Source organism: Formosa sediminum, assembly GCF_007197735.1.
GTDB lineage: Bacteria > Bacteroidota > Bacteroidia > Flavobacteriales > Flavobacteriaceae > Formosa > Formosa sediminum.
The window spans coordinates 392276-417574 of the sequence record NZ_CP041637.1 but is presented as its reverse complement, the minus strand read 5'-3'; the positions used below and the strand labels follow the sequence as shown (position 1 = coordinate 417574).

The window sequence follows — 25299 nt, the reverse complement described above, 5'->3', positions numbered from 1 at the left end:
AAATTAATAATCTGTTACCATTCGTTAATTCTATTTGAATCTAGCTTAATAAAAATAAAGAGTAGAATTGTGAAGCCCCAAAGCCCAGAACCTCCATAACTGAAGAAAGGTAAGGGGATACCAATAGTTGGTATAAGTCCCATAACCATTCCAATATTTATCATGAAATGGAGGAACATGATAGATGCAACTGCATAACCATAAATCCGGCTAAATTGAGACTTCTGAAGTTCGGCAAGATGGAGTACTCGTAGCATTAATAATATAAAGCATATAATAACTAATGCACTCCCAATAAAGCCCCATTCTTCACCAACGGTACTAAAAATATAATCTGTATGTTGCTCTGGAACAAACTTTCCTGTAGTACGCGTACCTTCCATAAACCCTCTACCTTTAAAGCCACCAGAACTTATTGCTTTTTCAGATTCGTATAAATTGTATAAAATATCACGACGCATTTCTGCGATTTTGGTTGGGTCTTTTTCCAATCTAAGCCATAAACTAATTCTGTCCTTTTGGTGTGGTTGAAGAATACTACTATAAAAAAATTGAACACCAATAGACATTGCAATGGCAATTATGGTAATGATTATTGGTTGTATAATAATAGGTTTTTTTTTGCTTAAAAAGTAGTGTGTAAATACAATTGCTGCCGCTATAATAGAAGTAATTATAGATCCAAATTTCAAAGATAAAATAGAAATACATACTACACTTACCGCTAATGTTAAATAAATTTGTGGTAAGCCTTCCCTATATAATACAAAGAAAAAAGCACCATAGACAATGGTACTCCCTGCATCGTTTTGTAATAGAATTAAAAATGCAGGTATTAATATAATAATAAAGGTTTTAATCTGATCTTGAAACCGCCTAATATCTGTTTGTAAATCACTTACATATTTGGCTACAGCTAATGCAGTAGCAGCCTTTGCAAACTCACTAGGTTGTATAGTCATACCTCCAATGCCGTACCAAGATGTTGCTCCATTAACATTTTTACCTAAAATAAAAAGGCCAACCAAAGAGAGCATAGATATAATATATATTACACTCGCAAAACGTTCATAAAATTTTGCTTCTATAGCTAAAATCACGACAATTAGTCCAAGGGTTAGACCAATAAACATGAGCTGCTTTCCGTAAGGCTGAGAAAAGTCAAAATAGTCTAAAGTTTCTCCAACGTGAGACGATGAGATTATATTAATCCATCCAAAGCCTACGAGTAACATAAAAATAACTATAGTTATCCAATCAAAAGAAAAATGTCTATTAGTTTCTCTAATCATATTTGAGGTTTAGAGGGTAGTAAGTGATCATGATTAATTACTGTTGGCTCTACTAATTCTAGTGTAGTACCACGATTAATTTTAAAAGGTTCACCAGAGTATGGTTTTTCGTATTCATGCTCTAAACTATGGCTTAAAATCCATTTTTCTAAATCTGTTCTAGAAATGGTGCCATTTATATATTTTTCAATCATTAAAGTGGCTATTTTACCTGCAAATCTACTTCCCCAATAACCGTTTTCCACAAATACAGCTATAGCAATCTTTGGATTTTCTTTTGGAGCAAATGCCACAAAAATAGAGTGGTCTGTAAGTTGTGTTTTTACACCGTCTATTTTTGTGAAATTTTCTGCAGTTCCAGTTTTACCGCATATTTCTATTCCTTGTACTTGTAAGCTAGCTGCAGTACCTTTATTATAAACATCATACATACCTTGTATTACTGGAGCAAAATTTTCTTTATCTATAGTAGTATGTCTTGGTGTAGTATACTGTGCATCTATATCTTGATTTTCGATAGTTTTTATAATGTGAGGCGTATAAAAATATCCACGATTAGCAATTGCAGCAACCATATTTGCTAGCTGTATAGGTGTTGCTTCAACTTCTCCTTGTCCAATAGCATTTGAGAGTGTAAAGGTTGTGCGCCATCTGTTTTTACCATACCATTTGTCGTAAAAATCTCCACTAGGTATACGGCCAGGACTGCCTATTTTAAGGTCGTAACCTAAATAATCTCCAAGACCAAAACTCGTGACGTGTTTATTCCAAACGTTCATGCCTTCGTAAGGCGAATCGTATTTTTCAATTATACGTCTATATACGTTTGCAAAGTAAGCATTACAAGATTCATAAATTCCCATGTCCATGGCTAACGGACTCGGGTGGCTGTGACATCCCATTTTTTCATTTTTTCCGTAGCTATAGCCGTGATTACAAGTAAATTTATCTTCTGCAGTGACAACACCTTCTTGTAAACCAATAAGCGCATTTAAAACTTTAAAGGGTGATCCTGGAGGGTATTGTGCTAACAAACCTCTATCGTAAGTAGGTTTTGCTATAGAATCATTATATAGTTTTGTGAAATTTTGAGAACGCTTTCTTCCTACTAGAGCATTAGGGTCGTAGGTTGGTGCAGAAATCATTGTAAGGATTTCACCTGTACTAGGTTCTATGGCAATGATACCGCCGCGTTTATGCTGCATTAATTGCTCTCCATAAGCTTGTAATTGGGCATCGATGGTTATGGTTATGTCTTTTCCTGGTACGGGTAAAGTATCAAATTTACCGTTTTTATATGGCCCTATGTTTTTATTAAATCGGTTTTTCTGAATAAATTTAATGCCTTTTTTTCCTCTTAAGACGTCTTCATAAGATAATTCGACACCTTGTTTTCCTATAAGATCTCCCATTTTGTAATAAGGATCTTTTTTTATAATCGCATTATTAACTTCACCTATATCTCCTAATACATTAGCGCCAATTGAAGCTTCATAATGACGAAGGGATCGTTTTTGAATGTAAAATCCTTCAAATTTTCTCATTTTTTCTTGAAGCACCGCGTAGTCTTCTTTTGATAAATGCGATACGAAAACCGAAGGCAATCGAGGAGAATAGTGGTACGCTTTCTTGTACGTTTTAATAAATTTAGCTTTGTCTATTTTTAAAAGGTTACAAAACTCAACTGTATCAAGTGGTTTCACCTCACGCGGTATTACCATAACATCATAAGAAGATTGGTTAGATACCAAAAGGTTGCCGTTCCTGTCGTAAACAAAGCCTCTTTTGGGATAATCGTAAACTTTACGTATGGCATTATCTTCGTATAAATTGTTTGCTGTAGAGCTATAAATTTGAAGATAAAATAATCTGAATATAAATATAACTCCGACAGTAATTATAGTGAAAAATAATAAAATTTGTCTCATTTAGAACGTTTGCTGAAAATTATAGTAACTATTATACATAGAAGAATTGTAAAGATACTAGAAAATAACGTTTTTTTGAGTGTTAAAAATATTTCAGAAAAGTTAAATACTTCTAAAAGAAAAAGAATTAAATGATGTATTATTGTTAGAATACTAATATACATAAGCCTAGCACTAAAGTCTATATTGTTAAACTTTATAGATTGGTATTCGTAAACGGTACCTAATGTCCATTTTAAAATTAAAGGTCTTAAATATGTTATGGTTACACAGGCTGCAGCATGTATACCGCCAGAATCTGAAAACATATCTACAACTAATCCTAATAAAAAACTTACAAGCAAGAAAACCATACGGTCGTTTTTTATTGGGTATAGTACTATAAAGAGAATGTATAAATATGGGTTTAAGTACTCTAAAAAATTAATATGATTTAGAATAGTTATTTGCACTAAAATTAATACAATAAATCTTAATATTTGAGATATAAAATTACTATTCATCTGTTAACTTTAGTAAGTTATTAATCTCTGGGGCATCTAAATGCTCAATAATATAAGCATGTTCAATATTTGTCATATCATTAAAGAGCCTCACATTTATCTCAAAATTGTTTTCAGCAGCATCTAATTTAAAACTTTCAATAGCTCCTATTTGTATGCCTTTTGGGAAAATTACAGAACGTCCAGAAGTTATAATAGTATCGCCAACTTTTACAGGTGCAATTTTTGGAATATCTATAAGCTGAACGCGTTCAGGAGATACTCCGTCCCAAGTTAATGTACCAAAATGATTTGTTTTTTTTAACTGGGCACTAATTCTACTTTTAGTATTTAAAATAGAAATTACTGTAGCATAATTATTACTCGTATGGTCTACAATACCTAGAATACCTTTAGATGTTATGAGTCCGAAATCTTCATGTATGCTATCGTTATTTCCTTTATCTATAGTTAAAATGTTTGTTGTGGCTGAATAGCTGTTTTTTATAACACGTACAGGTCTAAAAATATAGGGTGCCTTAAACGAGGTGCTGTCTACAAAATTTTTCTCTACAGACTGTTGGTAATTTTGTAATAGATTACGAAGTCTGGCATTTTCTTCAGATAAATTTGTATTCTGAGTTCTTAAATCTAAATACTGATTAATATTATTGATTTGTGTATAAATACCACCACTTAAAAAGTTAGCAGAATTTATAAATTTACTTTTATGAAAGGAATGTTTTTGTACTGTGAAAAATACAGCCAATGACATGAGCAGCAAATACAACAAAAAGTTTTTGTTGCGGATAATAAAATTTAGGATTTGCTGCATGCTTTATGACTATTTTATCAGGACGCTTTTAAACTTTGTTAAGTTTTTAAGCGTGATCCCAGTTCCGCGAACAACAGCACGTAAAGGATCTTCTGCAATGTAAACTGGTAAGTCTGTTTTTTGTGATAATCTTTTGTCTAAACCACGTAACATAGATCCTCCTCCAGCTAAATAAATACCTGTATTGTAAATGTCTGCAGCTAATTCAGGAGGCGTTTGTGATAATGTTTCCATTACAGCATCTTCAATTCTAAGTATAGATTTGTCTAATGCTTTTGCGATCTCACGAAACGATATTTGTACCTGTTTGGGTTTTCCTGTTAATAAATCGCGACCTTGGACACTCATATCTTCAGGAGAAAGCTCTAAGTCTTCAGTTGCAGCTCCAATCTGAATTTTAATCTTTTCTGCAGTACGTTCTCCAACATATAAATTGTGTTGTGTACGCATATAATATATAATATCGTTTGTAAACACATCTCCAGCAATTTTAACTGATTTGTCACAAACAATACCTCCTAAGGCTATAACGGCAATTTCGGTAGTACCACCACCAATATCAACAATCATATTTCCTTTAGGTTGCATAATGTCTACACCAATACCTATGGCCGCAGCCATAGGCTCGTGTATTAAATAGACTTCTTTACCATTAACACGTTCGCAAGATTCTTTTACAGCTCGCATTTCTACTTCAGTAATGCCAGAAGGAATACAAACTACCATACGAAGCGCTGGGGTAAACATTTTTTTCTTTAAGGCAGGGATGTTTTTAATAAACAAACTAATCATTTGTTCAGACGCGTCGAAATCTGCAATTACACCATCTTTTAAAGGGCGAATTGTTTTAATATTTTCGTGTGTTTTTCCTTGCATCATGCTCGCTTCTTTACCAACGGCAATAATTTTGCCACTAACTCGATCACGAGCAACTATTGAAGGGCTATCAACCACAACTTTATCATTGTGAATAATAAGAGTATTGGCTGTTCCTAAGTCAATAGCTATTTCTTCTGTAAGGAAGTCAAAAAATCCCATGCGTTATATGTCTTTTTTTTGCTTTAGTTAAAAATGTGTCTCGTAAAAGTAATGAAATTAATGTTTGAAATGACGTGTACCTGTAAATACCATAGCGACATTATTATCATTACAATAATCTATACTTAATTGGTCTTTTATTGAACCGCCTGGCTGAATAACTGCTGTAATTCCTGCGTTTTTTGCAATTTCTACACAATCTGGAAACGGAAAAAATGCATCACTAGCCATCACTGCACCGTTTAAATCAAATTTAAAAGATTGTGCTTTATGTATGGCTTGATTAAGCGCATCTACACGGCTGGTTTGTCCAGTACCACTTGCACATAACTGTCCGTTTTTAGCTAAAACAATGGTGTTAGATTTTGTGTGTTTACAAATCTTAGATGCAAAAATTAAATCGTTTAATTCACTTTCTGTAGCTGTTTTGTTTGTTTTAGTTGTTAAGTCTTCTAAACGGTCTGTAACGTTGTTCGTGTCTTGAACTAATACGCCGTTTAAACAAGATCTTACATTTGTTTTAGGCATATCGATATCGTGAAGCACTAAAAGAATTCTGTTTTTCTTACCTTTTAATAATGCAGTAGCTTCCTCGCTAAAAGCAGGAGCTATAACAACTTCACAAAATAATGAATGAATGTCTTCGGCTGTAGCTAAATCTATTTCGGTATTAGCAATTAATACACCACCAAATGCAGATACAGGATCTCCCGCGAGTGCATCAGTATACGCTTCTTTTAATGTATTACGTTGTGCAACACCACACGCATTGTTATGTTTTAAAATGGCAAATGTTGGTTTGTCTCCTTTAAATTCACGTATTAAATTTACAGCAGCATCTACATCTAGAAGATTGTTGTAACTTAATTCTTTACCGTGAAGTTTAGTGAAAATGTCATCAAAATTACCAAAGAAAAATCCTCTTTGATGAGGGTTTTCGCCATAACGTAATACTTGTCCGTTTTGTTCGCTAATTTTTAAAACCGTTTCTTCATCGTTTTGATTGAAGTAATTAAAAATTGCAGAATCATAGTGAGACGACACGTTAAATGATTTTCTTGCGAAATCTTTTCTTTGTTCTAAAGTTAGTGTACCGTTTTGTGCTGTAATAATATCTAAAAAGTTAGCGTAATCATTAACCGATGACACACATACAACATCTGCATAATTTTTAGCAGCGGCACGAATTAAAGAAATTCCCCCAATGTCAATCTTTTCAATAATATCTTGTTCACTAGCTCCAGAAGCCACTGTTTTTTCAAAAGGATATAAATCAACTATAACTAAATCTATTTGAGGAATATCAAATTCTGCTAATTCAGTACGATCTTGATCATTGTTTTGACGATTTAAAATACCTCCAAATACTTTAGGGTGTAATGTTTTTACGCGTCCACCTAAAATAGAAGGGTAAGAAGTTACCTCTTCTACAGGGACAACATCTATACCTAAATCGTTAATAAATGCCTGAGTACCACCAGTAGAATATAAGGTTACTCCCAGTTCGTTTAACTTTTTAATAATAGGTTCTAAACCATCCTTGCTAAATACAGAGACTAAAGCAGATTTGATTGTTTTTTCGTTGCTCATTAGTGTTGTGTTATATTAATGCGCAAAAGTAAGGATTTAGAATAAAATTTTTATAGTTTGTTTCGTGTTTTGTTTTTATTTTTTTTGTAACAAAACTATATTTAAAACGTCCTATATTTAAATCTCAGAATTTTTAATAAAAGCACTTCTAAATGATTTTATATTTAAGACTTTTTAAAGAAAGTTTTTCGTTCGCTATTAATGCGCTACGAAACAATAAATTGAGAACATTTTTGTCGCTTTTAGGAGTGACTATAGGTATCTTTTCAATAATTGCTGTCCTAGCAGCAGTAGATTCTTTAGATCAAAGCATTAAAAGTCAGTTGTCAGGACTAGATAAAAACACCATTTATTTAACTAAATATTCTTTTGGACCTACTGAAGTTCCAAGGTGGCAACGCGATAACTTTCCGCAAACAGAATATGATGATTATGAGTTTATCACACGTAATATTCCAAATATAAAATCTAGTGCTTATGTTATTATTGGTAGTACCGAAACTATAAAATATCAAGATAATGCCATTAGTAATGTAGATGTTACGCCAGCGTCTTATGGTATTTATGAAATTGATGATTTAAAAATTGGCCAAGGGCGTTTTTATACAGAGTCTGAATCGTCTACAGGTGCACCTGTTGTTGTAATAGGAGCAGGTTTAGCAGAAAATCTTTTTGAAACCGAACAACCTTTAGGAAAACAAGTGCGTATGTATGGGCGAAAAGTGACCGTTATTGGCGTGCTTAAAAAAGTGGGATCTTCGCTTTTTGATTCTCCAGACGAAAAAGCTTTTGTGCCTTCAAACTTTGTAAGACAATTTACAAATGGTGGGTTAGATGGTATTCCAGGAGCTATTATGATTAAACCAGAGGCAGGTTTAGATATTGCTGCATTTGAACAGGTTTTAAAGCAACGATTTAGAGTCTATAGAGGTTTAAAAGCAGACGAACCAGATAATTTTTTCGTGAATAAATTATCGGGAATGACAGACGCCATTGATAATATAATAGGAGTAATGAATCTTGTAGGTTGGGTGATAAGCGGATTTTCTCTGTTAGTTGGCGGATTTGGTATTGCTAATATTATGTTTGTGAGTGTGAAAGAACGTACTAATTTAATTGGTATTCAGAAATCTTTAGGTGCTAAAAATAGATTTATCTTATTTCAGTTTTTGTTTGAAGCTATTATTTTGGCAGTGATAGGCGGATTGATAGGTCTTACTTTTGTGTGGCTTGTTTCAATAATAGCATCTTTATTTGTAGAGGATTTTGAGTTTATATTATCCTTTTGGAATATGTTAATAGGATTCTCACTATCTACATTAATAGGATTAATATCTGGAGTGTTACCAGCGCTTTCGGCTTCTAAATTAGATCCTGTAGAAGCTATTCGAACCGGTATGTAATACTTTAGTTATACAATTTTAAAATACGTTGCTTTATAAAAAAAACGGACTTGTAATTATAGAGATACAAGTCCGTTTTTTTGTGAAATATGTTTTCTGCTAAGCAAGTTGTTTAGCAACGTGTTCACATACAAATTCTAAGAAACGCTCATCGTCTTCAGTAAAAGGATCTGGAGTGTTTGAGTCTATATCTATCTGACCTACATTTTCGCCATTTACAAAGATAGGAATTACAATTTCTGCCTTTACAGTAATACTACATGCTATATAATTGTCTTGTGCAGATACGTCTGGCACTACAAAATTTTTGTTACTTACAGCAACTTGTCCGCAAATCCCTTTTCCAAAAGGAATAATGGTATGATCTGTTGGTGCACCAACATAAGGGCCAAGTTTAAGTTCGTTCTTGTCTCCGTTTTTAAAATAAAATCCTACCCAATTGTAATAAGAAACTTCGTGGTCTAATAATTCACATACAGCTAATAAACGTTCGTCTAGCGTTTTATTAGATTGAGTTAGTATAGTTTCTACTTTGGGTTTTAAAGCTGATAAAGACATAGTTTTAATTTTTTTGTAAAAGTATTTAAAATGCAACGATTATAGAACTTGATTTTTATAAATTTAACGCTATATAAAAAGCCCCCTTTTTTGAAGACTTTATTTAAAACATATAAGCCTGTAATTCGATTTGTCTTTACCTTTTTAACCGTCTATTTTGTGCTCGCTTTGGGTTATAAGTGGTATTTAGATGGTTCTAAGGCATCAAGCTATCAGCCTGATTTTGTTACTTATCAGGTTGCATATCAGTCTCAAGCTCTTCTAAATATATTTGGTTTTAAATCTAATATTGCATTACAAGAAGGAGAAGAATGGGTGAGGTTTTATTTTAATAATACGTATGTAATTCGTGTTATTGAAGGGTGTAATGCGATAAGTGTTATAGTACTTTTTATAGCTTTTATTGTTGCATTTGCTTCGACTATTAAAAAAACCATCTTATATATTTTAGCTGGCGCTGCTTTAATTTATGCAGTAAATGTATTGCGTATTGCATTAATTGCTGTAGGACTTTACCATTATCCAGATATGGAACACATATTACATGGTGTTATTTTTCCATTAATAATTTATGGTATGGTGTTTTTATTGTGGGTATTTTGGGTGAATAATTTCGTGAAACTTAAAAAGAAAAATGCAGAACATTCAGCGCTATAGTTTAATTTGCTTATTATTTATAGGTTTGGTGTTAATTAGAGCTTTTGAAGCAGACCTTTTTTATGATCCGTTTTTAGAATTCTTTAAAAATGATTATCTATTTCTAGATGCTCCTGTTTTTAATACTTTAAAACTTATTGGTTTTATCAGTTTACGCTACCTTTTAAATACATTGCTGTCGTTGGGTATAATACACTTTGCATTTAAAGATGTAAATGTTTTAAAATTTTCGGCAATAGTTTATTTAATAGCTTATTTGGTGCTAATGCCTATGTTTTTAATTTTTGTTTTAAATGCAAAACAAGATCATTATTTTTATCTATTTAATATCCGAAGATTTTTAATTCAGCCTTTATTGCTGTTATTACTTTTGCCCGCCTTTTACTATCAAAAGCAAAGTAAAAATTAAATCATAGAAAAATAAACATAAAAAAACCGAAGCCTTAAGACTTCGGTTTAGTGTTTTATAAGATGTTATAATTACATCATTCCTGGCATACCACCACCCATTGGAGGCATAGCTGGAGCATCTTCTTTAATGTCAATTAAAGCACATTCTGTAGTTAAAATCATTCCTGATACAGAAGCTGCATTTTCTAAAGCAATACGAGTTACTTTTTTAGGGTCTATAATTCCTGAAGAAAGCATATCAACATATTGTTCAGTTTTAGCATCGTAACCAAAATTACCTTCACCTTCTAGTACTTTAGAAACAACAACGCTTCCTTCTCCGCCTGCATTTTCAACAATTGTTCTCAAAGGAGCCTCGATAGCGCGAGCTACAATTTGAATACCAGTAGTTTCATCTAAATTAGCAGTTGTAATAGCTTCAAGTACAGCTTTAGCTCTTACTAAAGCAACACCTCCACCAGCAACAATACCTTCTTCTACAGCAGCTCTAGTTGCATGTAATGCATCATCTACACGATCTTTTTTCTCTTTCATTTCTACTTCACTCGCTGCACCAACATAAAGTACCGCAACTCCACCTGCTAATTTAGCAAGACGTTCTTGAAGTTTTTCTTTATCGTAATCACTTGTAGTAGATTCAATTTGAGATTTAATTTGGTTAACACGGTTTTTAATCATGTCTTTATCTCCAGAACCGTTAACAACAGTTGTGTTGTCTTTATCAATAGTTACACGCTCTGCAGTTCCTAACATATCAATAGTAGCATTTTCTAAAGTAAATCCTCTTTCTTCAGAAATTACAGTACCACCAGTTAAGATTGCGATATCTTCTAACATGGCTTTACGTCTGTCTCCAAATCCTGGAGCTTTAACAGCAGCAATTTTTAAAGATCCACGTAATTTATTTACAACTAAAGTAGCAAGGGCTTCACCGTCTACATCTTCAGCAATAATTAATAACGGTTTACCTGATTGTGCTACAGGCTCAAGTACTGGTAATAAATCCTTCATTGTAGATACTTTTTTATCGTAAAGTAAGATGTAAGGATTATCTAAATCAGTAATCATTTTTTCGCTATCAGTAACAAAGTAAGGCGATAAGTAACCTCTGTCAAACTGCATACCTTCTACAACATCTACGTAGGTGTCTGTTCCTTTAGCTTCTTCTACAGTAATTACACCTTCTTTACCAACTTTTCCAAATGCAAGAGCAATTAAATCTCCAATAACATCGTCGTTGTTAGCAGAAATTGCAGCTACTTGTTTAATTTTATCTGAAGAATCTCCAACAGTTTCTGTTTGTTTTGCAAGGTCTGCAACGATAGCTTCAACAGCTTTATCGATACCACGTTTTAAATCCATAGGATTTGCACCTGCAGCAACATTTTTAAGACCTTCTTTAACTATAGCTTGAGCTAAAACAGTAGCGGTAGTAGTACCGTCTCCTGCTAAGTCGTTAGTTTTAGAAGCAACTTCTTTTACCATTTGTGCACCCATGTTTTCAAGCGCGTCTTCTAATTCGATTTCTTTAGCTACAGAAACACCATCTTTGGTTACTACTGGTGCCCCGAAAGAACGTCCGATAATTACATTACGACCTTTTGGTCCTAGAGTTACTTTTACTGCATTTGCTAAAGCGTCTACACCGCGTTTTAATCCGTCGCGTGCTTCAATATCAAATTTTATATCTTTTGCCATTTTTGTTAATTTTTACTGTAAGTAAAACGATACTTACGCATTTAATTTTAGTTAAACTTTTTTTAGAATCTTGTTTTTGCAAGTAGGGATTAGATAATTGCCATGATGTCGTCTTCACGCATCATTAAATATTCTTTTCCTTCTAATTTTAATTCAGAACCAGAGTACTTACCATAAAGAACTTTGTCTCCAATTTTAACAGTAAGTGGTTCATCTTTTTTACCCGTACCAATAGCAACAACAATTCCTTTATGTTGTTTTTCTTGAGCAGAATCTGGAATAAATAATCCTGATGCTGTTTGAGTTTCTGCAGGAAGTGGTTCAACCAGAACGCGGTCTGCAAGTGGTGTGATGTTTACTTTACTCATGTTATTATAATTTTTAAAATAGATTAATTTTTATGTTTGTGTATATTTCGAAAATTGTGCCAAGTCTATAAGACTGACAAACTTTCAGCAACAAAAAATGCCAACTGTAAAAGTTGGCATTTTTTATGTTGTATATATAATAATATGACGTTTACTCTGGAGTTTCTTCACTAGGTGTAGCAGGTGTATTTAATGGTGCTGCTGCAGGTGTGTTTAATGGTTGAGCGGTATTTTCAGTGTCTAAAGCTTTAGACTCTAAAGTACCAGAACCTCTGTTTATAGCAACGTTAGATAATAAAATTAAAACTAACATTAAACCAGCTAAAGTCCATGTACTTTTATCTAAAAAGTCTGTAGTCTTTTTAACGCCACCAATTTGTTGAGAACTACCTCCACCAAGAGAAGAAGACAATCCGCCTCCTTTAGGGTTTTGTACCATGATTACCACGATTAATAAAAATGCTACTACAACGATTAGGAATAAAAATATTGTAAACGTACTCATTAGTTTTTCTTATTTTGTTCTTGTATTTGTTTTATTGCTTTAATTCGGTCTGCAAAGAAACCACTTTTTTCTGGATATTTCAAACTTAATATGTTATAAGATTGTATGGCCTTTTTATAATTTTTTTGCTCAACATAAATTCTTGCTAATGTTTCTGTCATTAGTGATTCCGGTTGTAGCATATGCGACTCGGCCAAGTTGTGAGATACACCAGATGATTTTTTAGGATCAATTTTAGGATTTGTAGATATAAATTTATCTATCAAAGCAAATTTTTTAGCTTGTTCAGGTGTTGGACCATTATCTGCTTTTGTTTCAGTTTCAGGTGTAATATGGTGAGGTGCTTCAGGTTTAGAGGGAACTTCTTTTGTGTCCTCTTTTTTACCTTCCGCTTTAATAGATTGTTTTATAGGATCTGTGTCACGATTTACAGGCTTATAAGAAGTGAGTTTTAACCACTCATTAAAAGAATGGGTTTCTGAATTATTAAAATCTAAAGGCTTGCCAATTTCTAAAACTGTTTCTGGGGCATTTATGGATTTTTCTGAATCCTGATTTGTAAGAGAATTTTGATCTTCAATTTGAGTTGCTGCGAGGTCTTTTTCTTCTTCTTTTTCTTCTGATATAGCTTCAGAATCAGAAGGGACCTTTAATGCTTTAGAATAATCTTCTGAAAAATGAACAAGTTTGGCAGGCGAGATTTTAGGTTGAGATTTTTCAGCCTCAAACGTGCTGTATTCTGTTACATTATTGTTAGAGATATTTATAGCGTCTACATCTATGTTTTTTAAATGTAACGTATTTTGTTTTATAAATTGAGAAATCTCATTTTGAACGAACGCTTCAGAAGTAATAAAATCAAATAGAATACTTCGGTCTGTAGTATAGGCTGCTGTAACTTTTAATTCCTGATTATATTTAAAACTCTCATTTACTTTTAAACCTTTTAAGTAAAGCGCACGAGCGGGTTGAAAGTATGGAAATTCTTCTATAATACTTTTTAAAAGTCCTGTTTGTTCTGGTATTAAAGCTTCAGGGTGTTGTAATATGTGTGAAAAATCTGTACTTGTCATGGTTACCACTGCGCTAAAGACGCATTAAAAATATCTTGTGTAATTTGATCAAAAATAGCTTCTATTGCTGTTGTTTTTAATGAGCCAACGAGTTGTGAGGTACCGTCGTAATCATAGAAGAACGAAAAGCGTTTCTCAAATTCAGACTCTTCATCTTGTTTGTTGTAAAAACGAACATTTATAGAAATAGTTAAGCGGTTTTGTGCAGCAGTGTCATCGGCTGTTGCTGTAGTTGGCGAAATTCTGTATTCAACAATTTCACCTTCATAAACCAAGTCTCCGTTAGAGTTTACATTTTCTAAATTGGTTTGGTTAATAAGTAAATCTGTTAAGGCATTGGTGAAATCTAAATCTATTCCGGGTTCTACTAATGAGGCATTATTTTGAAAAAAATTAACCTGAAATGTTTTAGTATTTGCATTTACTTTAGCCCCAGTAAACGAATACGCTCCGCAAGCGGTTAAGGTAACCGCTGTAAATATAAGTATGATGTAGTGTTTAAATGTCATGGTTTATAAGTCGTACTGTTTTATTTTTCTGTATAAAGTGCGTTCGCTAATCCCAAGTTCTGCAGCTGCTAATTTACGTTTTCCTTGGTGGCGTTCTAGTGATTTTTTTATGAGTTCTAACTCTTTATCTTGTAATGAGAGTGTTTCTTCTTCCTGAATTTCTTCTGCAAAATGATATTTGTCTAGCGAATTAATTGCAGGATCTACCAAAGTTGTTGGAACGGGTTCTGGAATAGATAAAATTTCTAAATCATCTTCCGTTTCATCGTATTCGGCATCAGATTCATCTCCATAAATTTTTTGAATAAGGCTTTCGTTATTTTTCTGCACATCTTTATCGTTACCATGTTTCATTAATTCTGCAGTTAACTTTTTAAGGTCGTTTAAATCTGCTTTCATATCAAATAAAACCTTATAAAGAATTTCGCGTTCACTACTAAAATCAGATTCTGATTTTGTGTTAGAAATTACAGCGGGCAGATTTGTTGCTGAATTAGGCAAATACCCGCGAATAGTTTGTGCGTTTATTGTACGGTTTCCTTCTAAAACTGAGATTTGCTCGGCTACGTTTCTTAGCTGACGAATATTACCATTCCATCTAAATTTTAGAAGTTCTAAAGTGGCGTCGTCAGTTAGTTTTATTGTTGGCATTTTGTATTTTAAAGCAAAATCGCTAGCAAATTTTCTGAATAATAAATGGATGTCTTCTTGGCGTTCTCGTAAGGGTGGAAGTTGTATTTCTACAGTGCTTAAACGGTAGTATAAATCTTCTCTAAATTTTCCTTTTTTTATGGCTTCAAACATATTTACGTTTGTAGCGGCGACTATGCGGACATTTGTTTTTTGAACCTGACTAGAACCTACTTTTAAAAATTCTCCATTTTCTAAAATACGTAATAAACGTACTTGTGTGGTTAATGGTAATTCTCCTACTTCATCTAAAAAGATGGTTCCGCCATCTGCAACCTCAAAATATCCAGATCGGGTTTGTGTTGCACCTGTAAAAGCTCCTTTTTCGTGACCAAAAAGTTCACTGTCTATAGTGCCTTCAGGGATTGCACCACAGTTTACAGCGATATATTTACCGTGTTTTCTATGCGATAGTTGGTGAATAATTTTAGGAATACTTTCTTTACCAACTCCACTTTCTCCTGTTACTAACACAGAAATATCTGTAGGCGCTACTTGAATTGCTTTTTCAATAGCACGATTAAGTTTTTGGTTATTACCAATTATCCCGAAACGTTGTTTTATGGCTTGTACTGATTCCATATAAAATTGTGTTTAGTTTTAGTATGTTGGTTTACCTTGATTTATAAATTAGATAATGCAACGCCTTCTCCTATAAGGGTTGCACTTGTACAATCGTTAATTTTAACTGTTACAAAATCTCCAACTTTAAAATTGGCTTTAGGAAATACTGCTACTATATTTTGAGATGTTCTTCCCGACCAATGCTGGTCAGATTTTTTTGATTCTCTTTCTATAAGAACTTCTACTTCTGTGTTTAAGTAAGCTTTTGTTCTGTATTCGCTATGCTTGCGTTGTAGTTGTACAACATCGTCTAGACGTTTCTTTTTAACTTCTAAAGGAATGTCGTCTTCCATTTTACGTTCAGCCAAAGTTCCAGGACGTTCAGAATAATAAAACATATACCCAAAATTATATTTTACATATTCCATAAGGCTAAGCGTATCTTGGTGGTCTTGTTCAGTTTCTGTAGGGAAACCGGTAATCATATCTTGGCTTATAGAACACTCAGGTAAAATACGACGAATATTATCGATTAACTCAAAATACTCTTCACGTGTATGTAAACGGTTCATCTCTTTAAGAATGCGATTACTACCACTTTGCACGGGTAAATGTATGTGTTTACAAATGTTTTTGTATTTAGCCATGGTTTCAACAACATCAAGGGTTAAATCTTGAGGGTTTGATGTTGAAAAGCGAATGCGCATTTTAGGTTGTTCTTTAGCACACAATTCTAATAGTTTGGCAAAATTAACAGCAGTAGCTTTTTGCATGTCTGTTGCCTTATCAAAATCTTTTTTTAGTCCGCCTCCGTACCATAAGTAACTGTCTACGTTTTGTCCTAGAAGCGTAATTTCTTTATAGCCTCGATTCCATAAATCATTAATTTCTTCAAGTATACTTTGTGGCTCACGGCTACGTTCTCTTCCGCGAGTAAATGGTACAACACAAAATGTACACATATTATCGCAACCTCTAGTAATAGATACAAAAGCTGTAACGCCATTACTATTTAATCTTACAGGAGCAATATCGCCATAAGTTTCTTCTTTAGATAGAATAACATTTATAGCATCGCGACCATCTTCTACTTCGGCAAGTAAGTTGGGTAAATCTTTATATGCATCTGGACCAACAACAAGGTCTACAATTTTTTCTTCTTCTAAAAATTTACTTTTAAGACGTTCAGCCATACAGCCTAAAACGCCAACCTTCATTTTTGGGTTAATACGTTTTACGGCATTATATTTTTCAAGACGTTTGCGTACTGTTAACTCTGCTTTATCTCTAATAGAGCAAGTGTTTACTAATACTAAATCTGCATCTTCTAAATTTTGTGTGGTATTGTATCCTTGTTTATGTAAAATTGAGGCTACAATTTCACTATCACTAAAATTCATAGAACAACCGTAGCTTTCTATAAATAGTTTACGTGTATTTTCTGTTTTTTGTTCTAGAACAAGAGTTTCTCCTTGTTTACTTTCGTCAATAGTCTTCTCCATAAGTCTCCTGAAAATAATTATCAGTCTATAAGTTTGCAAAGATACAATTAAAATTATGTTTGTGACAAAGTGTCAGTTTAATTTTCTAGTAATTTTTTGTTAAAATATACAACCGTTAGTTTTATAAAGTATTTTACAATGTGTGCTAAGTTAAGCATATATGGTAGTGAATTAGGTTTGGGTATTGATATAAATGTCTCTCTTATTATGTAAACAAAAGATTATTTGTTAGAATGAGTGTATAATGTTTGTATAAATACATTGAAAAAGCATTAATTATGAATGTACAGTAGTATGTTATAATGTAAGGTCAATTAATACAGGTGTTATATTTTATAAGACCTTTAAAAATTATATTGCGTACATACTTATTATTGTATATAATTTATAAAGAAGCATTTGGCTTTAAAAATTTAAAAGGCGAAACCGTTTTATAGGAAAACTTAGTGTTTTTCGTAAAAAATTAATAATTAAATTGAAAAATTATAGGTTGAAAATCGAAGTTTTTAACCTTTCATCGTACTGAATGCTTTTAAAATTAGGATGATGTTGCTTTTTTGATATACATTTGTACTACCAAAAAAATAAAAATGGCGAAGAATTTAGTAATAGTGGAGTCCCCTGCAAAGGCGAAAACGATCGAAAAATTTTTAGGTAAAGATTATAAAGTAGAGTCTAGTTTTGGTCATATTGCCGATTTGCCTTCTAAAGAATTAGGTGTAGATGTAGAAGGTGATTTTAGTCCGAAATACGAGGTGTCTTCCGATAAGAAATCAGTTGTTAAAAAGCTAAGAGATTTGTCTAAGAAAGCCGAAATGGTTTGGCTAGCAAGTGATGAGGATCGCGAAGGAGAAGCTATAGCATGGCATTTGGCAGAGACTTTAAAATTAGATAAAGCTAAAACAAAACGTATTGTTTTTCATGAAATTACTAAATCGGCTATACAAAAAGCAATTGAAAATCCGCGTGGTATAGATTACCATTTGGTAGATGCCCAACAAGCTCGACGTGTTTTAGATAGAATTGTAGGATACGAATTATCTCCAGTGTTATGGCGAAAGGTAAAAGGCGGATTATCTGCCGGACGTGTACAATCTGTGTCTGTAAGATTAATTGTAGAGCGTGAACGCGAAATACAAGAGTTTAAAGCCGAGGCATCTTACCGTATAGATGCAGAATTCTCTAATGAAGAGGGGCAAACCTTTAAAGCTAAATTACCAAAAACATTTGCCTCAAAAGCCGACGCATTTAAATTTTTAGAACAAAATGCTAATGCAGATTTTAAAGTTTCAGATTTAGAAAAAAAGCCAGCTAAAAAATCGCCCGCTGCACCATTTACAACATCAACACTACAGCAAGAAGCAGCGAGAAAACTGTATTTTTCGGTAAGTAAAACCATGACTATGGCACAACGTTTATACGAAGCCGGTTTAATTACTTATATGAGAACCGATAGTGTAAACTTATCTGACGAAGCACGAAAAGGAGCTAAAGCAGAAATTGAAAATGCTTACGGAAAAAAATATGCTAAAGAGCGTAATTATAAAGGTAAAGCAAAAGGAGCACAAGAAGCTCACGAAGCAATACGTCCAACAGATTTTGCATTACACACCGTAGATATAGATAGAGATCAAGCCCGTTTATACGAGCTAATTTGGAAACGTGCCATAGCTTCGCAAATGAGTGAAGCGCAATTAGAACGTACCAATGTTAAAATATCGGCTTCTACACATAAAGAATTATTTTCTGCAAACGGGGAAGTTATAACTTTCGATGGCTTTTTAAAAGTATACTTAGAAGGTACAGACGATGAAGATTCTGAACAAGAAGGAATGTTACCTGCTATGAAAGTTAACGAAACGCTTCTTAACGAATATATTACTGCTACAGAACGTTATACACGACCACCTTATAGATATACAGAAGCTTCTTTAGTTAAGAAACTTGAAGAATTAGGTATTGGTCGTCCGTCTACTTATGCGCCAACAATTTCTACAATCCAAAATAGAAATTATGTAGAAAAAGGTACTGTAGAAGGTGTCGAGCGTGAATACACACAACTTACGCTAAAAGAAGGTGCTGTTAAAGACAAGCTACTTACAGAAAAGGTAGGTTCAGATAAAGGGAAGTTAGTCCCAACAGATATCGGAATGATTGTAACCGACTTTTTAGTAAATCATTTTGAAAGTATTTTAGATTACAATTTTACAGCAAAAGTTGAAGAAGACTTTGATGATATAGCAGAAGGAAAAGAGAATTGGACAGAGATGATGAAAGAATTCTATGTTAAATTTCATCCTCATGTAAAAGATGTTCAAGAAAATGCAGACCGCGAATCTGGAGAACGTATTTTAGGAACAGACCCTAAAACTGGGCGCCAAGTTAGTGTGCGTTTAGGTAAATTTGGACCAATGGCTCAAATAGGCGCAGCCGAAGAAGACGATAAAATATTTGCAAGTTTGTCGCCAGACCAACAATTAAATACTATAACTTTCGAAGAGGCCTTGGATTTATTTAAGTTACCTAAAGATTTAGGAACTTATGAAGGGGAACCTGTGGTTGTAAATAATGGTCGTTTTGGACCATATATTAAATTTGGAGATGCCTATGTGTCTTTACCAAAAGGTGTCGATGCTTTAAGTGTAGAGTTAGATGATGCTATTGTTTTAATTAAAGAAAAACAAAAAGCAGATGCACCTATATATATGTATGATGGTTTACCTGTACAAAAAGGAAAAGGACGTTTTGGACCCTTTATTAAATGGAACAATATGTTTATTAACGTAAACAAAAAATATGATTGGGATAATTTATCTGATGATGATATAGTGACGTTAATAAAAGAAAAAATCCAGAAAGAAATTGATAAAGTTGTTCATAACTGGGAAGAAGAAGGTATTCGTGTAGAAAAAGCCCGTTGGGGAAGGCATAATGTTATAAAAGGAAAAGTAAAGGTTGAATTAGACAAAACTGTTGATGCAACAAAGATAACATTAGACGAAGCAAAGGCGATGATAGAAGCTAAAACTCCAAAGCGTAAAACTGCAGCTAAAAAGAAAGCGACAGCTAAGAAAAAGACAACCACTGCAAAAAAGAAATAATTCATGGCCGACCTTAATTTTTTGGCTCCAGTACCCGATGCTGTTGTTGCATATACAGAGGTGTTATCGCCACAAACTATTGGTAAAAAAATAAAAATACATACAAAAGAACATGGTATTCCTGATTTAGAAGGTGTAGAAATCGTATTATTAGGGGTTCTAGAAAATAGAAATGATGTTAATTATATAGGAGAAGATTTTAATTTAAACGAAATCCGCAATGCCTTCTATAAGTTATTTCCAGGAAGTTGGAGTACAAAATTAGCTGATTTAGGAGATATATATAAAGGAGAAACTGTAGAAGACACATACTACGCCTTAAAGGAAACGGTTTCAGAATTGGTAAAATTAAAAATTATACCAGTTGTACTAGGCGGAAGTCAAGATCTTACATACCCTATGTATCGTGCATTCGATAAGATTATTCCAATGGTTAACCTTGTAAATGTAGATCGTAATTTTGATTTAGGAGATTTAACACAGCCTATTAAAAACGATAGTTTTGTAGGTAAAATTATCTTAGAAGAGCCCTATAACTTATTTAACTATGCAACTATTGGCTATCAAACTTACTTTAATTCTCAGGAACAGATAGATTTAATGGAAACATTATATTTTGAAGCCTATAGATTGGGGCAAGTCTCTAATGATATTACGCTAGTAGAACCTGTAATGCGTGATGCAAATATTGTCTCAGTAGATTTAGGATCTATAAAAGCTTCAGAAGTGAGTTTAAATCAAAAAGTTTCTCCAAATGGTTTAGACGGTAAAGAAATATGCGCTATAACTAGATATGCGGGTATTAGTAATAAAGTAAGTACACTCGGTATTTTTGAATATAAACCTTCTAAGGACGATGAAATTACTTGTATTTTAATTTCTCAAATGATTTGGTATTTTATTGAAGGCGTTAATAATAGAGTAGAAGATACTGACTTTAAAGATGAACATATATACCAAAAATTTATTACCTTAGTCGACTCCCAAGAACTCAATTTTTACAAAAGCATCAAGACTGGACGCTGGTGGATTGAGATCCCCTTTTTAAATGAAATTAATAATAAATTGAAAAGACATACGTTATTACCGTGTATGCATCAAGATTATTTAGATGCTTGTAATAACAAAATTCCTCAACGTTGGTTCAAAGCTTATCAAAAAAATTGCGTTTAAATGACTAAAATAATAGACGAAACGTACTGCCTATCGATAAAATGCACTTTTTTACGACGAAATGTTTAATTTTTCCTCAAAAAAATTGTTTTTTAAAAAATATATAAATATGTTTACAGTCTAAAATTTAGGTATCAATTATAACCTCAAGTTTTCTATGGATATGAAAAAATTAGTATTATTAACAGTTGTATTAACAGTAATAATGAGTTGTGGCTCTGGAGACAGAGGTGAACTTGTTGGAGTTCAAGGAAAAAGGTGGCATCCAGAAAAACCTTACGGAATGACTTTAGTTCCAGGTGGATCATTTATTATGGGTAAAGCCGATGATGATTTAGCAGGAATTCAAGATGCGCCTTCTAAAACAGTAACAGTTCGTGCATTCTATATGGATGAAACTGAAATTACTAATGGAGAGTACAGACAATTTGTAAATTGGGTTCGCGATTCTATAATCAGAACACGTTTGGCCAATTTAGCAGATGAAGTTGGAAAAACTCCTGAAGATGGTGGGATTGGAGAATTTGCTTACACAGATGCAGATACCGCTAGTATGACTGTCTATGAAAAGTATATGTTAGACAATTATAGTGGTTTAGGGCCTACAGGAAACGAAGGGAGAAAATTGAATAAACGCGTAGATTTAATTTATGATCAAGCAGAATATCCAGACGAGCTTTATACAGAAGTTATGGACTCTATGCACATTCCTTTAGAAGAATCTTACAACGGACAACGTACTTGGGATGTTAATAAATTTAAATTTCAATATACCTATCTAGATATTCAAAAAGCTGCGAAAAATAAAAACCTTAAACGTAGTGATGTTATTGTGCAAGAAGAAGTAATGGTGTATCCAGATACTACAGCTTGGATAAGAGATTTTTCTTACTCATATAATGAGCCAATGCATAATGATTATTTCTGGCATGATGCTTATGGTGAATACCCAGTGGTAGGTGTAAGCTGGAAACAAGCCAATGCATTCTGCCAATGGAGAACATTGTATAAAAATGCATACCAAAAAGACAAAAAAAGACAATACGTAAACTCTTTTAGATTACCTTCTGAAGCAGAGTGGGAATATGCTGCTCGTGGTGGATTGCAAGCTGCAACTTTTCCTTGGGGAGGACCATATGCTAAAGACGACAGAGGATGTTTCTTAGCAAACTTTAAGCCTTTAAGAGGGGATTATGCAGCAGATCAAGCTTTATATACAGTAGAAGCTAAATCTTACGAGCCTAATGATTATAATTTATATAATATGGCTGGTAATGTTGCAGAATGGGTGTACTCATCTTACGACCCAGCATCTTACGAATATTCATCTTCTATTAACCCTATTGTTAACGACAATTCTAACCAACGTAAAGTTGTACGTGGGGGGTCTTGGAAAGATGTCGCTTACTTTTTACAAGTTAGCTCAAGAGATTACGAATACGCTGATTCAGCAAGAAGTTACATTGGATTTAGAACTGTTCAAGATTACATGGGAACAGATATTACAGGTAACTCAGGAAGATAATTATTTAACTTAACCTAAATTAATCATTATTAATCAACCTTTTAAGGTAAAAACCTTAAAAAAAAACAAAAATTAGAAATTATGGCAAAATCTAAAGCAGGAAAAAGAATGATGAACATGGCCTATGGTCTTGGAGCGTCAGTAGTAATCATTGGAGCATTATTTAAGATTACACATATTGAATTTGGACCTATAACAGGTAACTTAATGTTAACTATTGGTCTTGTAGCAGAAGCGGTTATTTTCGCATTATCTGCATTTGAACCAGTAGAAGAAGAATTAGACTGGTCTAAAGTTTATCCTGAATTAGCAGGCGGAACTCCTAAAGCAACTGTAAAAGGTAAAGCAGAAGAACCTAAAGATGCTGAAGGATTATTATCTAAAAAATTAGATAACTTATTAAAAGAAGCTAAAATTGATGCAAACTTAATGGCTAGTTTAGGAACTAGTATTAAAAACTTTGAAGGTGCTGCAAAAGGGATTAATCCTACAATAGACTCTATTGCTTCTACAAAAAAATATGGTGAAGAAATGTCTATCGCTGCATCTCAAATGGAATCTTTAAACAGCCTTTATAAAGTGCAATTAGAGAGTGTTTCTCGTCAAGCAACTATTAATAAAGAGTCTGTAGAAAATGCACAAAAATTAAAAGATCAAATGCAATCTTTAGCATCTAACTTATCATCTTTAAACGGTGTTTACGGTGGAATGCTTTCTGCTATGGTAAAAAAATAAATACTAATTAGAATCTAAAGTTCTATACATTATTAACTTAAAAAACTAATTAGAAATGGCAGGAGGAAATTTATCTGCAAGGCAGAAAATGATTAACTTGATGTATTTAATTTTCATTGCGATGTTAGCATTGAATATGTCAAAAGAGGTGCTTTCAGCATTTGGATTAATGAACGAAAAATTGGTTGAATCAAACCAATTAGCAACAGCTCGTAATCAAGCTTTATTAGCTAATTTAGCTGTGAAAGCAGACGAAAACCCGGAAAAATTTAAACCCCTTAAACAAAAGGCAGATAAAATTGAAGAGTTAGGTAAAGACTTTAATTCGTATCTAGAAGGTTTAAAAACAAAAATGACAGCAGACCTAGATGATGCTACGGATTATGAAACTATGGATAAAGGAGATTTCTTAGATAATCACTTTTTTCAAGGCGATAACTATAAGCCAGAAGGTGAAGAATTCTTAAATCAAATCGCTAAATTTAGAGATGGGACTGTTGCTGTTTTAGAATCAGATCCTAAATTAGCTCCCATGGCAGCAGATGTTAAAAAGAAATTTAGTACATCTCCAGTAGAAAATAGAGATGGTATTGAAGTAGATTGGTTAGAATACAATTATAAAGGATATCCTTTAGTTGCTTCTTTAACAAAGATTACTCAATTACAATCAGATCTTAAAACAACAAATTCAGAAGTTTTAAATAATATGTTAGCAGGGTCTTTAGCAGCTGAAGCTTCTATGACTAACTATACAACTTTATTAGAAACGTCTAAATCTGCATACTTTAATGGAGAAACTTTTGATGGTAACATTGTATTAGGTCGTAAAGATGGTTCTACAAAACCAAATAAAGTTGAATTAACTCTAGACGGAAGACCATTAACTGAAGAGCAATATACTGTAGAAGATGGTAAAGTAAAATTAAACTTTGGTACAGGAAGTGCTGGAGAACATGTTATTGAAGGTAAATTAACATTTTTACAAGATGGAGAGTCTGTAGAAGTGCCTGTAAAATCTACTTTTGCTACTATTTCTAAGCCAAATGCAGCAACAATCTCTGCAGATAAGATGAATGTAGTATATCGTGGTGTTGCAAACCCAATGACTATTACTTTTGCAGGTATTGCAGATAACAAAGTAAATGCAAGCGCGCCTGGTTTAAAGAAAGGTTCTGGTAATGGTAAATATATAATGAATCCAGGTTCTGGAAGAGAAGTTACTATTAACGTAAGCGGAGTTTTACCTGATGGAAACAAAGTGTCTGATAAAGCTACATTTAGAATTAAGGATATTCCAAGCCCAACAGGAACTATTCGTGGAGAGTCTGGAAATGTGTCTATGCAGCGTAATAGTTTAGCATCTGCTACTATTGGAGCAAAATTAGATGATTTTGATTTCGACTTACCTTTAAAAGTAACATCTTTTAAAATTAAAATACCTGGACAACCTACAATTACAGTTGGAGGAACTAAGCTTAATAGTAGAGCAGAAGCTGCATTACGTAAAGCTAAACGAGGAGAGGCTGTAACAATTTTTGATATCTCTGCTCAAATCAATGGTAATTCATCTTATAAATTGAAAAAAGTATCTCCAATTTTAATAGAGCTTTCTAACTAAAATTATATTGTTTAGAATATCTCAAAAAGAAAAAATTAGCACAA

General features: G+C 33.1%; 22 protein-coding genes. 8 read left to right on the top strand and 14 right to left on the bottom strand.

Annotation, left to right across the window (positions count from 1 at the left end):
- Nucleotides 1-14: 14 nt before the first annotated feature.
- Genes rodA through purH form a run of 6 tightly spaced genes read right to left on the bottom strand, consistent with a single transcriptional unit; the run spans nt 15 to nt 7165 of the window.
- Complete coding sequence (gene rodA, locus FNB79_RS01955; protein WP_143379698.1) at nt 15-1292, bottom strand: rod shape-determining protein RodA; 1278 nt, start codon at nt 1290-1292, stop codon at nt 15-17.
- Nucleotides 1289-3220, bottom strand: coding sequence for a penicillin-binding protein 2 (gene mrdA, locus FNB79_RS01950; protein WP_143379697.1), 1932 nt, complete (start codon nt 3218-3220; stop codon nt 1289-1291). The genes rodA and mrdA overlap by 4 nt, the downstream gene beginning before the upstream one ends.
- Nucleotides 3217-3723, bottom strand: a complete 507-nt coding sequence (locus FNB79_RS01945; protein WP_143379696.1) for a rod shape-determining protein MreD — start codon at nt 3721-3723, stop codon at nt 3217-3219. The genes mrdA and FNB79_RS01945 overlap by 4 nt, the downstream gene beginning before the upstream one ends.
- A complete protein-coding gene (mreC, locus tag FNB79_RS01940; RefSeq protein ID WP_143379695.1) occupies nt 3716-4537 on the bottom strand; it encodes a rod shape-determining protein MreC in 822 nt (273 codons plus the stop codon). The genes FNB79_RS01945 and mreC overlap by 8 nt, the downstream gene beginning before the upstream one ends.
- Nucleotides 4538-4546: 9 nt before the next feature.
- The gene (locus FNB79_RS01935; protein WP_143379694.1) at nt 4547-5575 is read right to left on the bottom strand and encodes a rod shape-determining protein; all 1029 of its coding nucleotides are present in this window, start codon (nt 5573-5575) and stop codon (nt 4547-4549) included.
- 57 nt (nt 5576-5632) lie between these two features.
- Nucleotides 5633-7165, bottom strand: a complete 1533-nt coding sequence (gene purH / locus FNB79_RS01930) for a bifunctional phosphoribosylaminoimidazolecarboxamide formyltransferase/IMP cyclohydrolase (RefSeq protein WP_143379693.1) — start codon at nt 7163-7165, stop codon at nt 5633-5635.
- A gap of 152 nt (nt 7166-7317) precedes the next feature.
- On the opposite strand from purH, the gene FNB79_RS01925 reads away from it, so the two are divergent.
- Entirely contained in the window at nt 7318-8568 is a 1251-nt protein-coding gene (locus tag FNB79_RS01925) for an ABC transporter permease (protein ID WP_143379692.1), read from the top strand.
- 99 nt (nt 8569-8667) lie between these two features.
- Here FNB79_RS01925 and FNB79_RS01920 read toward each other — a convergent pair whose 3' ends face one another.
- A complete protein-coding gene (locus tag FNB79_RS01920) occupies nt 8668-9126 on the bottom strand; it encodes a GAF domain-containing protein (protein ID WP_143379691.1) in 459 nt (152 codons plus the stop codon).
- 90 nt (nt 9127-9216) lie between these two features.
- Here FNB79_RS01920 and xrtF point away from each other — a divergent pair, with 90 nt between their 5' ends.
- Complete coding sequence (gene xrtF / locus FNB79_RS01915) at nt 9217-9783, top strand: exosortase family protein XrtF (protein WP_143379690.1); 567 nt, start codon at nt 9217-9219, stop codon at nt 9781-9783.
- Entirely contained in the window at nt 9761-10192 is a 432-nt protein-coding gene (locus FNB79_RS01910) for an exosortase F system-associated membrane protein (RefSeq protein ID WP_143379689.1), read from the top strand. The genes xrtF and FNB79_RS01910 overlap by 23 nt, the downstream gene beginning before the upstream one ends.
- 71 nt (nt 10193-10263) lie before the next feature.
- Here FNB79_RS01910 and groL read toward each other — a convergent pair whose 3' ends face one another.
- The 7 genes from groL to miaB form a co-directional block, all read right to left on the bottom strand.
- Nucleotides 10264-11892 (bottom strand): chaperonin GroEL, encoded by a 1629-nt coding sequence (groL, locus tag FNB79_RS01905; RefSeq protein ID WP_143379688.1) that lies wholly within the window; start codon nt 11890-11892, stop codon nt 10264-10266.
- 89 nt (nt 11893-11981) lie between these two features.
- A complete protein-coding gene (locus FNB79_RS01900) occupies nt 11982-12260 on the bottom strand; it encodes a co-chaperone GroES (RefSeq protein WP_143379687.1) in 279 nt (92 codons plus the stop codon).
- 151 nt (nt 12261-12411) lie between these two features.
- Nucleotides 12412-12765 carry a preprotein translocase subunit SecG gene (secG, locus tag FNB79_RS01895; protein ID WP_143379686.1) on the bottom strand — a complete coding sequence of 118 codons (354 nt, stop codon included), beginning with the start codon at nt 12763-12765 and terminating at the stop codon, nt 12412-12414.
- Nucleotides 12765-13838, bottom strand: coding sequence for a hypothetical protein (locus FNB79_RS01890; protein ID WP_143379685.1), 1074 nt, complete (start codon nt 13836-13838; stop codon nt 12765-12767). Before FNB79_RS01890 ends, secG begins: the two co-directional genes overlap by 1 nt.
- A gap of 2 nt (nt 13839-13840) precedes the next feature.
- Nucleotides 13841-14347 (bottom strand): LptE family protein, encoded by a 507-nt coding sequence (locus FNB79_RS01885; protein WP_143379684.1) that lies wholly within the window; start codon nt 14345-14347, stop codon nt 13841-13843.
- Nucleotides 14348-14350: 3 nt separating this feature from the next.
- Nucleotides 14351-15619 (bottom strand): sigma 54-interacting transcriptional regulator, encoded by a 1269-nt coding sequence (locus FNB79_RS01880; RefSeq protein ID WP_143379683.1) that lies wholly within the window; start codon nt 15617-15619, stop codon nt 14351-14353.
- A gap of 41 nt (nt 15620-15660) precedes the next feature.
- Entirely contained in the window at nt 15661-17103 is a 1443-nt protein-coding gene (gene miaB, locus FNB79_RS01875) for a tRNA (N6-isopentenyl adenosine(37)-C2)-methylthiotransferase MiaB (protein WP_143379682.1), read from the bottom strand.
- Nucleotides 17104-17693: 590 nt separating this feature from the next.
- Here miaB and topA point away from each other — a divergent pair.
- From topA to porM, 5 genes are all read left to right on the top strand, one after another.
- The gene (gene topA, locus FNB79_RS01870; RefSeq protein WP_143379681.1) at nt 17694-20204 is read left to right on the top strand and encodes a type I DNA topoisomerase; all 2511 of its coding nucleotides are present in this window, start codon (nt 17694-17696) and stop codon (nt 20202-20204) included.
- A gap of 3 nt (nt 20205-20207) precedes the next feature.
- Nucleotides 20208-21377 (top strand): formimidoylglutamase, encoded by a 1170-nt coding sequence (locus tag FNB79_RS01865; RefSeq protein ID WP_143379680.1) that lies wholly within the window; start codon nt 20208-20210, stop codon nt 21375-21377.
- A 163-nt stretch (nt 21378-21540) separates the two neighbouring features.
- On the top strand, nt 21541-22902 hold the full coding sequence (gene porK / locus FNB79_RS01860; protein WP_449404175.1) for a type IX secretion system lipoprotein PorK/GldK: 1362 nt from the start codon (nt 21541-21543) through the stop codon (nt 22900-22902).
- 81 nt (nt 22903-22983) lie between these two features.
- Nucleotides 22984-23637, top strand: coding sequence for a type IX secretion system motor protein PorL/GldL (gene porL, locus FNB79_RS01855; RefSeq protein ID WP_143379678.1), 654 nt, complete (start codon nt 22984-22986; stop codon nt 23635-23637).
- 55 nt (nt 23638-23692) lie between these two features.
- On the top strand, nt 23693-25255 hold the full coding sequence (gene porM, locus FNB79_RS01850; protein WP_143379677.1) for a type IX secretion system motor protein PorM/GldM: 1563 nt from the start codon (nt 23693-23695) through the stop codon (nt 25253-25255).
- Nucleotides 25256-25299: the final 44 nt, after the last annotated feature.